This is a genomic window from Bacillus sp. EKM501B (assembly GCF_011800505.1).
GTDB lineage: Bacteria > Bacillota > Bacilli > Bacillales > Bacillaceae_G > Bacillus_A > Bacillus_A cereus.
Map to the genome: position 1 here is coordinate 350,949 of NZ_JAALFZ010000002.1, position 14,333 is coordinate 365,281.

The window sequence follows — 14,333 nt, forward strand, 5'->3', positions numbered from 1 at the left end:
TGCATATCTCAGAAATTTTAATAATAAATAAAAAAGGCGGCACATCCACTTGATTGTGGACGTGCCGCCTTTTCTCTTATTTTTTATAGTTCTTCACAATTCTCTTCGAAATATGATTGTAGTTTCGCAATAACTTGCATCGGTTCATGACCTTCAATTTCATGACGCTCTACCATCGTTACAATTTTTCCATCTTTTAATAAAGCAAATGATGGAGAAGAAGGTGGGTACCCTTCGAAATATTCACGCGCTCTTGCTGTCGCTTCTTTATCTTGACCTGCAAACACCGTTACAAGGTGGTTAGGACGTTTATCATAATGTACGGAATGCGCAGCAGCAGGACGAGCAATACCACCTGCACAACCACATACAGAGTTTACCATTACAAGTGTTGTTCCATTTCTTTTAAACGCTTCTTCTACCGCTTCCGGCGTCGTCAATTCTGTATATCCAGCAGAGACAATCTCTTCACGCGCTTGGCGGACAACATCATTCATAAAAAAGTTAAAATTAATCACTCTTTTCCCTCCTCTAAAACTACCTATTTGTATCTTACCAGTTAATGTTTATGAAATACAAGTAAGTTTACTTGTATTTAAGTATAGAAAAGGTGTTAGAGCTCTTGCTCTAACACCTTTTCTTTAATGACCACGATGTTTTTGCTTTGCTTTTTGTACTTTCATTAAACGTCTTCTTTCTTTTTCAGCTTCTCGCTTCTCTTTAGACTGCAGTTTCTTTTCTTGTTTATGCAATTCATAAGATAAACTAATCGCCTCTTGCGCCTTAGTAAAACGTTTAATAGTTGTTTCTTTTGCTGCTTGTCGTATGATACGCTTTATGTTTTTAGGACGCTGTTTTTCTTTAACTTCTACACCACATTTTGCAAAGTGCTGAAAATGCTCTAAAAGTGAACCATTCACAAACATAAGCACTTCTTCATCTGACGGTTCCGCCCCAAAAATATATCTCGCCCCATACAATTTCCCTTTTTCTTTACATGTAATGATTCCAACAAAAAATTGGCCATCGTGATATACTGTCAAATCCATTGACAGCCCCTCCTTTAAAAGATTAGAAATACGGGACATCCCGGAGGGGAAGGTTACTGACATGAAATCATGCGTCTGGACTACCAACCAGAGCTGTGTTTTTGTATTTCTTTCACTATTATTATATCTTCTTTTCCATAATCTTCATATATTCAGCAATCATTTTTTTATGCGATCCTACAATATAGTCAGGTAGTTCTGTTACTGAAAAGAATTTAAGCTGAACTGCTTCTTCTTTATTCATAACAAAATCCCCTTCGTATTCATCCGTATAATAGGCGGTTGTTACAGATTGAAATTCATCACCGTTTTCTAATTTTGTAAAGTAGTTCGCTCCAGAAAATACATTGATTAGTCGCAAGTTCTTCACTTTTATTCCTGTCTCTTCATATACTTCACGATATGCTGTTTCTTCTGGTGATTCACTAAGCTCCATTAGCCCGCCAGGTAGCCCCCATTTTCCGTACGGCTCTGTCCGCTGCTGCAATAAAACATATCCATTTTCATTTATAACGAGTACAACAGCACCAACTAAAATTAAAGGGCGATGACCAACTATTTTTCGTAATTCTTCTACATATCCCACCGTATCGCCTCCTTTTTCGTTGTCCACACTATTGTATCATATGTACGAAACGACAAAATGCGTATATTTTTCATTTTTTTAACAAAATATTTATTTTATGTGATTCATCTACTGTAGCTAACATAATAGATTCGACTTCTGTACTCTCCTCTAGAAATTCTCTCGCCCACGCTTCTGTTTTTCCTAATAATGCAAGAACATCTTTCTGTATCCTCCCATCCTTTACTAATACAAAAGAAACTGGAGATTTTTTTCCCGCCACTTTAAGATCAAGCCGCGAAACTGCTTCATATTCTGGATACCGAAATATAGAAACGACACCGTTTGCTTCCCATAATGCTAATTTAATCGTTTGAATATCGCTCACATTTCGCATACGAAGTTCCGAAAACAAATATTCCAAGGTAATTCTCGCCTTTTTCAAATTGCTAAAATTAATGGAACCATTGTGTATAAGAATAATAGGTGCAGGCTCTAAAAAACGTCTCCATCTATCCCATTTCAGCATTAAAACTGAGCTTATAATATGAAGTACAACAAGTATGAACGTTGTAATCATCGATCCCAGTAACCCTACTTTTTCATCAGACAATGCGTTAGAAATATTCCCACCAAGCAATAACACTAATACAACATCTAAAAAACGAAGTTGTGCGATAGACCTTTGCCCCATCGCTTTCGCAACTAATATTAAAAATATGTATGCTATAATAGCCCGAATAACCCATTCACTATTAGAAAGATGTCGTGCTCCTTCAAAAATATGCATATGCATCACTTTGCACTCCTTACCCGTCTCAAACTGCTATCCTGTTTTAGTTTGCAACGTTTATGAGCATATATGTAAAAAAGCTGGTTCGTTTAAAAACGAACCAGCTTTTTTTACTTAACTGAAAACATATATTTTTTATACGTTTTCCGTACCGATAATATGAGCCCCATCATAATCATATTTGAGAATAAGGAACTTCCCCCATACGATAAGAAAGGTAATGCAATACCTTTTACAGGCATTAATCCAACGATCATACCGATGTTTTGGAATATTTGAACTGTTAATATACCGATTGATCCAGCGCATAATAATGTACCAAATAAATTATCAGCGGAATAACCAATAATAATTGTTCGATATAGTAGTAATAGGAACAAGAAGACAACTAAGGCTGCTACGATAAATCCACCTTCTTCGGCAATTGTAGCGAAAATAAAGTCAGTATGCTTCTCTGGAATATAGACGCTTCCTCCCCCAAACCCTTTACCTTCCATTCCTCCACTACCTACAGCTAAAATCGATTGCTGTGTTTGATAACCTTGATCTGCATTTTCAAATGGATTTAACCAACCTACAATACGCGACTGTTGGTGAGGCTTTAGTAAAGTAACTAAATTATTATAGAAAAAGTCTTGATACTTAAAGAAAATAAATATTAAAGCAGATAATATGGTCAACGGAATAACTGTACATAATGCTATCAATTTCTTTTGAATACCTGACATAAATAAAATACATGCAATAGCAGCAGCATATAAGAACACCATACCTGTATCAGGTTGACTATATACAACCGCCATAGGTGGAAGTGACACTAGCATAATTTTACCTACTAGCTTTAAATCCGTTTGGAATGTCCTTGCCATATACTGTGCATTATGTTTCACTGCTATACTCGCTACTACAAGTAGCAATGCAATTTTGAAAAACTCAGACGGCTGAATTTGCCCAAATACTGGGAAAACAAACCATCTTTTTGCACCTAATTTTTCAGGTGTAAAACCTGATGGTGGTAATACTTTCAAAAGAATAAGTGAAGCAAATCCAGCAATATAAAGCGGCCAAGATAATTTTTGCAATTGATCTAAGTCGATGCTTGCAACAAGAAGTAACAATACAACCCCAATTATGTAGTTAACACCTTGTTTCATAGCAAAGTTTGCAGCTCCATACTGTCCCGTTTGCTGACTGCTATATATAGCAGCTATACTCGTCACACATAGTGCACACAAAATTAAAATTAATTTTACATCTAAACTTTTTAGAAACTCGGTACTTCTTTTCATGACATCCTCCTGAAACATTGTTACGGCAAAAATAAAAAACCAGGAGTCAACATTCTTCATGTTTTGACGACTGATTACACATTATCTATAAAACACTTATATAGAATAACTCTCTTTTTCATACAATACAATATATTATACTACAGTTTCATCAGTAAGATTTGCCAAAAAAATTATTCTTTTCTTATTTTATATCCATATACCATATATCAGCAATGTATTTTCGTAAATTCCTAATACATAATCGTTTATTGTAAGATTACTGGGAAAGATATTTATACATATAGTAGGATGTAGATGAAGAAATAAGATAATAAAAAGCTCGCATAAGCGAGCTTTTTATTAATATACAGATGTATTATTTTCTGACATGTTTTCTAAAATTTCTTTAACACGTCCTAAGAACTTACCACAAATTAAACCATCAAGTACTCGGTGATCAAGTGATAAACATAAGTTAACCATATCACGAGCACCGAACATACCGTTATCCATAATTACTGGGCGTTTTACAATTGATTCAACTTGTAAAATAGCCGCTTGTGGGTAATTAATAATACCCATAGATTGAACAGAACCGAATGATCCTGTGTTATTAATTGTAAATGTTCCACCTTGCATTTCGTCTGCTTTTAACGATTTCGTACGTACTTTTCCTGCAAGTTCTGTAATTTCACGAGCGATACCTTTAATTGTTTTCTCGTCCGCTTGCTTAATTACTGGTACAAATAGTTCTTCCTCTGTTGCAACAGCGATAGAAAGGTTAATATCTTTCTTCTGAACAATTTTATCGCCAGCCCACATTGAATTAATTTGAGGATACTCTTTTAACGCTTGTGCTACTGCTTTTACGAAGAAAGCAAAGAACGTTAAGTTAAAGCCTTCACGCTTCTTAAAGTCACCTTTAATTGAGTTACGGTATGACACAAGGTTTGTCACATCTACTTCAATCATCATCCAAGCATGTGGTGCTTCGTGTTTACTACGTAACATGTTTGCTGCGATTGCTTTACGCACACCTGTTACTGGAATTTCGATATCTCCAGGCATTGTAGGTACAGAAACTGGTTTCGCAGCTTCTACTTTTTGCGCTACTGGTGCTGCTTTTGGTGCTTCTGGGCGAGCTTCTACTACTGCCGCTACAGCTTCCTCTTTCTTCGCCGCACCTGCTTGTGGGATATTTCCAGATTCCACTAGCTTTAAAATATCTTTACGAGTGATACGGCCGTTTGCTCCCGTACCTTCTACTAGATCTAAATCAACGTTATGCTCACCCGCAAGCTTTAACACAGCTGGTGAAAAACGTGGTTTTCCATCAGTTGGTTGTTTTACTTTCGGTGCTTTTTCAGACGTAGCTACTTCTGCCTTTGATTCTTCTTTAGTTTTTTCCTCAACAGCTGTTGCTGCTACTTCATCTGCGCCTTCTACTTGAATAACACAAACTACTTCACCTACAGCTAACGTATCACCTTCACCAGCGATTAACTCTTTCACAACACCCGTGAAAGAAGATGGTACTTCAGCATTTACTTTATCAGTCATTACTTCTGCAAGCGGATCATACTTATTTACGTGATCGCCAACATTAACGAGCCATTTACTAATTGTGCCCTCTGTAACGCTCTCCCCGAGCTGAGGCATTGTAATATTTTCTACAGCCATGTATAGTCCCCCCGATTAAAATTCCGCAAGTTCACGCATTGCTTTTTCAACTTTATCTGGATTTACCATAAAGAATTTTTCCATTGTTGGTGCATATGGCATTGCTGGAACGTCTGGACCTGCAAGACGTGCGATTGGCGCATCTAAATCAAATAGACAGTTTTCAGCGATAATTGCTGCCACTTCACTCATAATGCTTCCTTCTTTATTGTCTTCTGTTACAAGAAGAACTTTACCTGTTTTAGAAGCTGCTTCAATGATTGCTTCTTTATCTAATGGATATACAGTACGTAAATCAAGAATGTGTGCAGAGATGCCATCTTGTGCTAACTTTTCAGCCGCTTGAAGAGCAAAATGAACACATAATCCGTACGTGATAACTGTAATATCATCACCTTCACGTTTTACATCTGCTTTTCCGATTGGTAATACGTAGTCATCCTCTGGTACTTCACCTTTAATTAAACGATATGCACGTTTATGTTCGAAGAATAATACTGGATCTTCATCACGAATGGCTGCTTTTAATAAGCCTTTTGCATCATATGGTGTAGAAGGGATAACGATTTTTAAACCTGGTTGGTTTGCAAACATCGCTTCTACAGATTGTGAATGATACAATGCACCGTGAACCCCCCCGCCAAATGGTGCACGGATTGTAACTGGACAAGTCCAATCATTATTAGAACGATAACGAATTTTTGCCGCCTCAGAAACAATTTGGTTTACTGCTGGCATGATGAAATCAGCAAACTGCATTTCAGCGATTGGACGCATACCATACATTGCTGCACCAATTGCTACCCCAGCAATTGCAGATTCTGCAAGCGGTGCATCAAGCGCACGATCTTCACCAAATTGATCATACAAACCGTGTGTCGCTTTAAACACGCCACCTTTTTTACCAACATCTTCTCCTAAAACGAATACTTTCTCATCGCGTTCCATTTCTTCGCGCATTGCTAATGTAATAGCATCAATATAAGACATTACAGCCATGAAACGTTCCCCCCTATTCTGCGTATACGTGCTTCAATGCATCTTCAGGTGCTGCATACGGAGCATTTTCTGCATATTCTGTTGCTTCATTTACGATATGCATAATTTCGTCTAACATTTGTTTTTCGGATTCCTCAGTTAACACACCAGCTTCTTTTAAATAAGCTGCGAATGTTATAATTGAATCTTTTTTCTTTGCTTCTTCTACTTCTTCTTTATCACGATAAACACGATCATCATCGTCACTAGAATGTGCTGTTAAACGATATGATACTGTTTCAATTAAAGTTGGTCCTTCACCACGACGACCGCGATCTGCTGCTTCTTTTACAGCTTTATATACTGCAAGTGGATCGTTTCCGTCTATTGTATATCCAGGCATACCGTAACCAATCGCACGATCTGATACGTTTTTACATGCTAATTGTTTTTCAACTGGAATAGAGATTGCATATTTGTTATTTTCACACATAAAAATAACAGGTAGTTTGTGTACACCAGCAAAGTTTGCCCCTTCATGGAAGTCACCTTGGTTTGAAGAGCCTTCTCCAAATGTAACGAACGTTACTAAATCTTTCTTCTCCATTTTTCCAGCTAGTGCAATACCAACTGCATGTGGTACTTGTGTTGTTACTGGAGATGAACCTGTAACAATACGATTTTTCTTTTGACCGAAGTGACCAGGCATTTGACGACCACCAGAGTTTGGATCTCCAGCTTTCGCAAAAGCAGACAACATAAGCTCTTTAGCTGTCATACCAAATGCTAGTACAACACCCATATCACGGTAGTATGGTAATGCATAATCTTTCTCTCTATCAAGAGCGAACGCCGCTCCAACTTGTGCAGCCTCTTGTCCTTGACAAGAAATTACGAATGGAATTTTACCAGCGCGGTTTAATAACCACATACGTTCGTCAATTTTACGTGCAAGTAACATCGTACGGAACATTTCTAATACTTGCTCATCACTTAAGCCAAGCTCTTCATGGCGCTTTTCTTTTACTTCTGCCATTTTTCATAACCTCCTAAATCCACATTTTTATGCGTGTAACGCTCTTCCATCTACAGCAAGTGCTGCTTCACCAATCGCCTCAGATAATGATGGATGCGGATGAATTGTATGTGCTACTTCCCAAGGTGTTGCATCAAGTACTCTTGCAAGACCCGCTTCAGAAATCATATCTGTTACATGTGGTCCAATCATATGAACACCAAGAATGTCATTTGTCTCTTCATCAACTACAAGTTTTACGAAACCATCTGATTCTCCGTATACAAGTGCTTTTCCGATTGCGCGGAATGAGAACTTACCTACTTTTAACTTATAGCCTTTTTCTTTCGCTTCTTGTTCTGTTAAACCGACAGAAGCAACTTCTGGACTGCTATATACGCATTTTGATACCATAGAGTAATCAATTGGTGTAACTTCTTTCCCTGCAATATGTTCTACTGCAGCAATTCCTTCATGAGAAGCAACGTGAGCAAGTTGCAGGCCACCGATTACATCTCCAATTGCGTAAATATGCGATTCTTTCGTTTGATAAAACTCATTTGTTTGAATGTATCCTTTTTCCACAACAATATCTGTGTTCTCTAAGCCAATATTTTGCGTATTCGCTTGTCTTCCTACAGATACAAGCATTTTTTCTGCTTTAAATTCTTTATTTTCACCGTTGTGTTCAGCTTGGATTGTTACTCCATTATCTTTTACCAATGTTTCTGGTAATACTTTTGCACCAGTTACCACTTTAATACCTTTTTTCTTGAATAGACGTTGCATTTCTTTTGAAACGTCTTGATCTTCTAGTGGTAATATTGTTTTTGCATACTCTAATACTGTAACTTCTACACCGAAGTCAGCAAGCATAGATGCCCACTCAATACCGATTACACCGCCACCAACGATAATAATCGAACTAGGAAGCGTTTCCATTTTTAGGGCATGATCTGAAGACATTACGTACTCTCCGTCTAATTCTAAACCTGGTAATGAATTTGGACGAGAACCTGTTGCAATAAGTACATTTTTTGGAATTAACATTTCATTCTCTTCTCCACTTGCAAGTTCAACTGAAATTGTCCCTGGCATCGGAGAGAAAATAGATGGGCCAAGAATACGGCCAATACCTTCAAACACATCAATTTTACCTTGTTTCATTAAGTGTTGAACGCCTTTATGAAGCTGCGTTACAATCTTCTCTTTACGCTCTTGTACTTTCGCAAAGTTTAGTTCTACATTGCTTGCAATAACTCCGAACTCTTCGCTTTTTTTAGCAGTTGCATATACTTCCGCACTACGTAAAAGAGCTTTACTAGGGATACATCCTTTGTGTAAACAAGTACCACCAAGATTTTCTTTTTCGACTAGTGCAGTTTTTAACCCTAGTTGTGATGCACGAATTGCAGCAACATATCCACCAGTACCGCCGCCAACGATGACTAAATCATATTCTTTTGCCATTATCTCAACCCCTAGCTACCGTTTCTTTTTCACGTACAACATATTCTTTTGGAGCTTCTTCTTCACGTAATACACGAAGTGCTCCTTCTGCTAACGCTTCTAACTCATCTTCGCCTGGATGTACGATAACATCTGCAATCCAGTCCACTCGCTCTTTTATTTCATCGACAAGAATTTTACTGTATGCCAGTCCACCAGTTAATACGATTGCATCGATTTTCCCGTGAAGTACAGCGCTAGCTCCGCCAATCTCTTTTGCAACTTGATATGCCATTGCTTTATAAATAAGAGTTGCTTCAGGATCACCTTTTTCAACCATTTTCTCTACTTTAATCGCATCATTTGTACCGATTAAACTTACAAGTCCACCTTGTCCGACAAGCTTTTTAATCATTTCATCTCGGTAATACTCACCAGAGAAACACATTTCTACTAGTTGCCCTACTGGTACTGTACCAGCACGCTCTGGACTAAATGGTCCTTCTCCGTTTAAACCGTTATTCACATCGATTACTCTTCCTTTTTTATGAGCACCAACTGTAATACCACCGCCCATATGTGTAACTAATAAATTTAAATCCTCATATTTGTGGTTTAACTGTTCGGCTACTTTACGAGCAACTGCTTTTTGATTTAATGCATGGAAGATACTTTTACGTTCCATACCAGCAATACCACTTATACGAGCAACTGGCTCCATCTCATCTACAACGACAGGATCCACAATAAATGCAGGAATGTTTAATCCAGAAGCAATTTCATATGCTAAAATGCCTCCAAGGTTTGAAGCGTGATGACCGCTAAACCCATTTTTTAAATCTTCTAACATCGCATCGTTTACTGTATACGTACCGCCTTCGATTGGACGAAGTAATCCACCACGTCCACAAACAGCGTTTAATTTTGAAATGTTAATACCATGAGAATGTAGAACTTCTAAAATCGTTTCTTTTCGAAACTCATATTGGTCGATAATTCGCTTGTATTTCCCAATCTGTTCTACGTCATGACGAATCGTTTCTTCTAAAACGGGTCTTTCATTATCAAAAACACCAATTTTTGTGGATGTACTACCTGGGTTAATAACAAGAATTCGATTTACAGACAATGTTGCTACCTCCACTAATAAATTCAAAAGGAAGTGGAAACCTCATAAGAGGTAACCACGCCTTTTGTAAAAGTTATATATGAATGATTAGCGACGGCTAATAATATCGTGACCGTTGCGTAAGTAAGTGCTACGAGAATTTTTCAAGCTTGCAATGCGCTCTTCAGCTAGACGATCTGCCGCTACATAAGTTGCTATGCCATCGCGTTTTGAAATTTCGATTACTTTTGCAATTGTGTCATAAATAGACTCAACACGTTTTAGTGCACGTTCTCTATTGTATCCATATAATTCGTCTGCTACGTTAATTACGCCACCTGCATTAATTACATAATCTGGTGCGTATACAATACCCATTTCATGAATGATGTCACCGTGACGATTTTCTTTTAATTGGTTATTTGCAGAACCTGCGATTACTTTTGCTTTAAGTTGTGGAATAGTTTCATCATTAACTGTTGCGCCTAATGCACATGGTGCGTAAATATCGCATTCAACACCGTAAATTTCATTTGGTTCAACTGCTGATGCACCGAATTCTTCTACAGCACGTTGTACAGCTTCTTTATTAATATCTGTAACGATTAATTTTGCTCCTTCAGCGTGTAAATGTTTGCATAGGTGATATGCTACGTTACCAACGCCTTGAACAGCAATTACTTTTCCTTCTAAATTGTCAGTACCGAAAGCTTCTTTTGCAGCTGCTTTCATACCACGGTAAACACCGTATGCAGTTACTGGAGATGGGTTACCAGAAGAACCGAATGATGGTGAGATACCTGTTACAAAGTCAGTTTCTTCATGGATAATATCCATATCATCTACTGTTGTACCAACATCTTCAGCTGTAATGTAACGTCCGTTTAGTCCTTGGATATAACGTCCTAGTGCACGGAACATTGCTTCGCTCTTATCTTTACGAGGATCACCGATAATTACTGTTTTCGCACCACCTAAGTTTAAACCAGCTGCTGCGTTTTTGTATGTCATCCCTTTTGCAAGACGCAATGCATCTTCAATCGCCGCTTCTTCAGAATCATATGTCCACATTCTTGTTCCACCAAGAGCCGGTCCAAGTGTTGTATCATGAATTGCAATAATTGCTTTTAAACCAGATTCTTTATCTTGACAAAATACTACTTGCTCATAATCATATTTTTCTAAGTATTCGAAGATTTCTAATGTCATTGTCGTTTCCCCCTAATGTTTTACCCTTTTTGGTTTATTTTGAAGCAGTCGCAACTGCCAATGCTAATGAATATACTTTTGTTTCTGCTGAATCAGCACGAGATGTTAAAACAATCGGTGCTTTTGCGCCAGCAATCATTGCTCCTACTTTTGCATCCGCAAAGTATACGAGTGATTTATATAGCACATTTCCAGCTTCAATCGTTGGGACGAGTAAAATATCTGCCTTACCTGCTACATCACTTACTATGCCTTTATGCTCTGCTGCAATTTGTGATACTGCATTATCTAAAGCAAGTGGTCCATCAACGATACAATCTTTAATTTGTCCGCGGCGATTCATTTGTGTTAACATCGCTGCATCAATTGTCGCCTGCATCGCTGGATTCACAACTTCTACTGCTGCGATTGGTGCCACTTTGGGCAAGTCGATTCCTATTGCCTGGGCAACTTCTACAGTATTTTGTATAATAGCAGCTTTTTGTGTTACGTCAGGTGCGATGTTCATCGCTGCATCTGTAACGAAAATAAGACGGTCGTAATTTTGAACTTCAAATGCTGCTACATGTGAAAGTACGCTACCTTTACGTAGGCCCCACTCTTTGTTTAACACAGCCTTCAAAATATTCGCTGTTGGGATGTTCCCCTTCATAAGCACATCTGCTTCACCATTTCTCACAGCTTTAACAGAAAGTTCTGCAGCTTCAGCACTAGACATTGCTGCAATCACTTCAACATGTTCTGAAGTTTGTAAACCATGTTCTTGTAGCATCCCCATTATTTTTTCTTGATTTCCATATAGACGAAATTGAGCTAGCTGTAATTTAATTGCTTTCGCTACAGCTTCAATTACTTCATGATCTTCAGCTACTGCTACAGCCACAGTTTTTTTAGGCTTTCCTGCTGCTTGATCAATTAAGTATTCTAACTTCATATTTTGTAATCAACCCTTTCCGTCGTCCCTCGTCTATTTATAAAGCAAATACCGTGCCAACTTTTAAAAGTGGTCTTACCAATAATGAAAACGCATTCAAAATGCAGTAAAATCAATACTTTGGAAAATAACGAAAGATTCTGTCTTATTTTGTCGCTTTTTGTATACCATGCAATAAATTGCACAGTACGCAATTTATTGCATGCTATTTTTTGCATGGTCATACTTTTCTAGCTTGTAATATAAATTTCGAACGGAAATTCCTAACGCTTTTGCAGTTTGTGTTTTATTCCCATCAAATCTCTCCAAATATTCATAAATAATATTCCCTTCAAACTCTGTCACTAAATGTTCAAGTGGCTTTTCTTCTAATTCAGGTAATAAATGAGATTGCTTTGACTCCACCTGCTCTTCGTTATGTAATGGCGGTAAATGGTGTACATCAATATAGGTCTCGTTATAATTCATAAAGATAATAGCTCTCCCCAAAATATTTTCAAGTTCCCTCACATTTCCTGGCCATTCGTATGATTGTAAATATAAAACGGCTGAATCAGTGAGCCCTTCTACATTACGACCGTAATCTTGATTAATTTTTTGAATCAATCTGTCCGCAATTGTCGGTATATCTCCTTTACGTTGACGAAGAGATGGAATTTGAATTGGAATTTTATTTAATCGATAATATAAATCCTCCCTAAACTTCCCTTCTAGAATAGCCTTTTCTAAATTCACATGTGTCGCTGCAATTACTCGAACATTAATAGGTATCGCTTTCGTTCCACCAACTTTTACAATTTCTTTTTCCTGCAATACACGAAGGAGTTTCGCTTGTGTATTTGCAGACAACTCCCCTATTTCATCTAAAAAAATACTACCGTTATTCGCTTCCTCAAAGAACCCACGTTTCCCGCCTCTTTTCGCTCCAGAAAACGCCCCTTCCTCATAACCAAATAATTCACTTTCTAACAACGTCTCCGAAATGGCCGCACAGTTTACACGGACGAACTTATTGTATTTTCGATTACTTCCATTATGGATTGCATGTGCAAACAATTCTTTACCAGTCCCAGATTCCCCGCGTAACAGTACTGTTGCTGGTGTATTCGCTCCTAGCTTCGCCTGTTCGATAGCTGCCGTTGTTTCATCTGAATTTCCGACAATATCATCAAATGAATATTTTGCTTCTAATGTACGAATAATTTGCCTTGCTCTATTCAATTCATTTGTTAATTTTTGAATTTCCGACACGTCACGGATAACACCGACGCTTCCTTTCAATATTCCATCCACAATAACTGGTGCTACGTTTACAATTACATCTCGCTTTTTTTGCCCAATCTTCATATGTATTCCGCGCACCGCACGACGCGTTCGAAGTACTTTCATATGCATACTTTCGCCTTCTACAATATCAGTTGTAGCAGGCTTCCCAATAATATCTTCTTCTGTTAAACCCGTTAATTTCGTATATGCTGGGTTAATGACTAAACCTCTTCCTTTTTCATCCACAACCGAAATCGCTTCTTCAGATGAGTTAATAATTGCCTCTAATAGTGTTTGAATTTCTTTTAAGTCTGTAACTTCTTCCGCAAGATCTACAACTTCTGTTATATCTTTAAAAATTGCAAATGCCCCTTGTACCTCTCCTCCTTCTTTTAATATTGGAATACGCGTTGTAATAATTTTCTTTCCATTCTCTAATGTCAGTTCATAATTTACTTCTATTTGTTTCGTACGTATAATGCGAAGTAATTTACTAGTTGGAATGACTTCTAAAATATACTTTCCTATCGCCTCTTCTTTTTTATATCCGATAATACGCTCTGCACTTTTATTAAAAAGACGAACTTGTCCCTCTCGATCAATTACAATCATGCCGTCATGTGTAGAATTTAAAATTAATTCTCCTTGTTGCGTCTGTTCCTCTAACCGCCCAATTAGCCCTTCCTTCTCATGCGCTAATCCTGTAACAATTTTTGCGATATCACCTGGTATAAGAAGAGTGTCTTTTTTCTTTTTTTCTAATAAAACTTTATGTACATCATCTTCACCTGTCATATCAAATATTACATCGATATGCATAGAAAGAAATGGAGTTACACTTTCTCCAATTGCAATCCCGTATTCCTTAGCAATTTGTAGTCCTTTTGCCAACGGATTTATATCAATAATCCCTATAATTTGAAATATATTCGAACTTTGTAACAGATTCAGCAGCGCGCTCCCGCCTTCACCTGCACCAACAATTAATACTTTTTGTTTCATATATTACACTTCCT

General features: G+C 37.6%; 13 protein-coding genes. All 13 read right to left on the bottom strand.

All coding sequences use genetic code 11. The annotated features are described in order from the left end of the window. Positions 1-83: 83 nt before the first annotated feature. The 13 genes from HFD78_RS06540 to HFD78_RS06600 all read right to left on the bottom strand — a co-directional run bounded on the left by HFD78_RS06540 (position 84) and on the right by HFD78_RS06600 (position 14,319). Positions 84-497, bottom strand: a complete 414-nt coding sequence (locus tag HFD78_RS06540) for a BrxA/BrxB family bacilliredoxin (RefSeq protein ID WP_001979317.1) — start codon at positions 495-497, stop codon at positions 84-86. A 144-nt stretch (positions 498-641) separates the two neighbouring features. Continuing rightward, positions 642-1,049: a YjdF family protein gene (locus HFD78_RS06545; RefSeq protein ID WP_000366585.1), complete on the bottom strand. Its 408-nt coding sequence runs from the start codon at positions 1,047-1,049 to the stop codon at positions 642-644. Between the two features lie 121 nt (positions 1,050-1,170). Further along, positions 1,171-1,635 carry an NUDIX hydrolase gene (locus tag HFD78_RS06550; RefSeq protein ID WP_000542555.1) on the bottom strand — a complete coding sequence of 155 codons (465 nt, stop codon included), beginning with the start codon at positions 1,633-1,635 and terminating at the stop codon, positions 1,171-1,173. Between the two features lie 70 nt (positions 1,636-1,705). Further along, positions 1,706-2,410 (bottom strand): DUF421 domain-containing protein, encoded by a 705-nt coding sequence (locus tag HFD78_RS06555; RefSeq protein WP_000550964.1) that lies wholly within the window; start codon positions 2,408-2,410, stop codon positions 1,706-1,708. A gap of 107 nt (positions 2,411-2,517) precedes the next feature. Beyond that, entirely contained in the window at positions 2,518-3,696 is a 1,179-nt protein-coding gene (locus HFD78_RS06560) for an FtsW/RodA/SpoVE family cell cycle protein (protein ID WP_000831181.1), read from the bottom strand. Positions 3,697-4,038: 342 nt separating this feature from the next. Continuing rightward, entirely contained in the window at positions 4,039-5,358 is a 1,320-nt protein-coding gene (locus tag HFD78_RS06565) for a dihydrolipoamide acetyltransferase family protein (RefSeq protein WP_000257681.1), read from the bottom strand. A gap of 15 nt (positions 5,359-5,373) precedes the next feature. Beyond that, a complete protein-coding gene (gene bfmBAB / locus HFD78_RS06570; RefSeq protein ID WP_000290071.1) occupies positions 5,374-6,357 on the bottom strand; it encodes a 3-methyl-2-oxobutanoate dehydrogenase subunit beta in 984 nt (327 codons plus the stop codon). Between the two features lie 13 nt (positions 6,358-6,370). Next, entirely contained in the window at positions 6,371-7,372 is a 1,002-nt protein-coding gene (gene bfmBAA, locus HFD78_RS06575) for a 3-methyl-2-oxobutanoate dehydrogenase subunit alpha (RefSeq protein ID WP_000852551.1), read from the bottom strand. Between the two features lie 27 nt (positions 7,373-7,399). Then, positions 7,400-8,821 carry a dihydrolipoyl dehydrogenase gene (gene lpdA, locus HFD78_RS06580; protein ID WP_001051289.1) on the bottom strand — a complete coding sequence of 474 codons (1,422 nt, stop codon included), beginning with the start codon at positions 8,819-8,821 and terminating at the stop codon, positions 7,400-7,402. 4 nt (positions 8,822-8,825) lie between these two features. Continuing rightward, positions 8,826-9,929, bottom strand: a complete 1,104-nt coding sequence (buk, locus tag HFD78_RS06585; protein ID WP_000115780.1) for a butyrate kinase — start codon at positions 9,927-9,929, stop codon at positions 8,826-8,828. An 87-nt stretch (positions 9,930-10,016) separates the two neighbouring features. After that, the gene (locus HFD78_RS06590; RefSeq protein WP_000171357.1) at positions 10,017-11,117 is read right to left on the bottom strand and encodes a leucine dehydrogenase; all 1,101 of its coding nucleotides are present in this window, start codon (positions 11,115-11,117) and stop codon (positions 10,017-10,019) included. 34 nt (positions 11,118-11,151) lie between these two features. After that, positions 11,152-12,051, bottom strand: a complete 900-nt coding sequence (gene yqiS, locus HFD78_RS06595) for a phosphate butyryltransferase (protein WP_000764670.1) — start codon at positions 12,049-12,051, stop codon at positions 11,152-11,154. A gap of 195 nt (positions 12,052-12,246) precedes the next feature. Then, the gene (locus HFD78_RS06600) at positions 12,247-14,319 is read right to left on the bottom strand and encodes a sigma-54 interaction domain-containing protein (RefSeq protein ID WP_000810974.1); all 2,073 of its coding nucleotides are present in this window, start codon (positions 14,317-14,319) and stop codon (positions 12,247-12,249) included. Between the last annotated feature and the right edge of the window lie 14 nt (positions 14,320-14,333).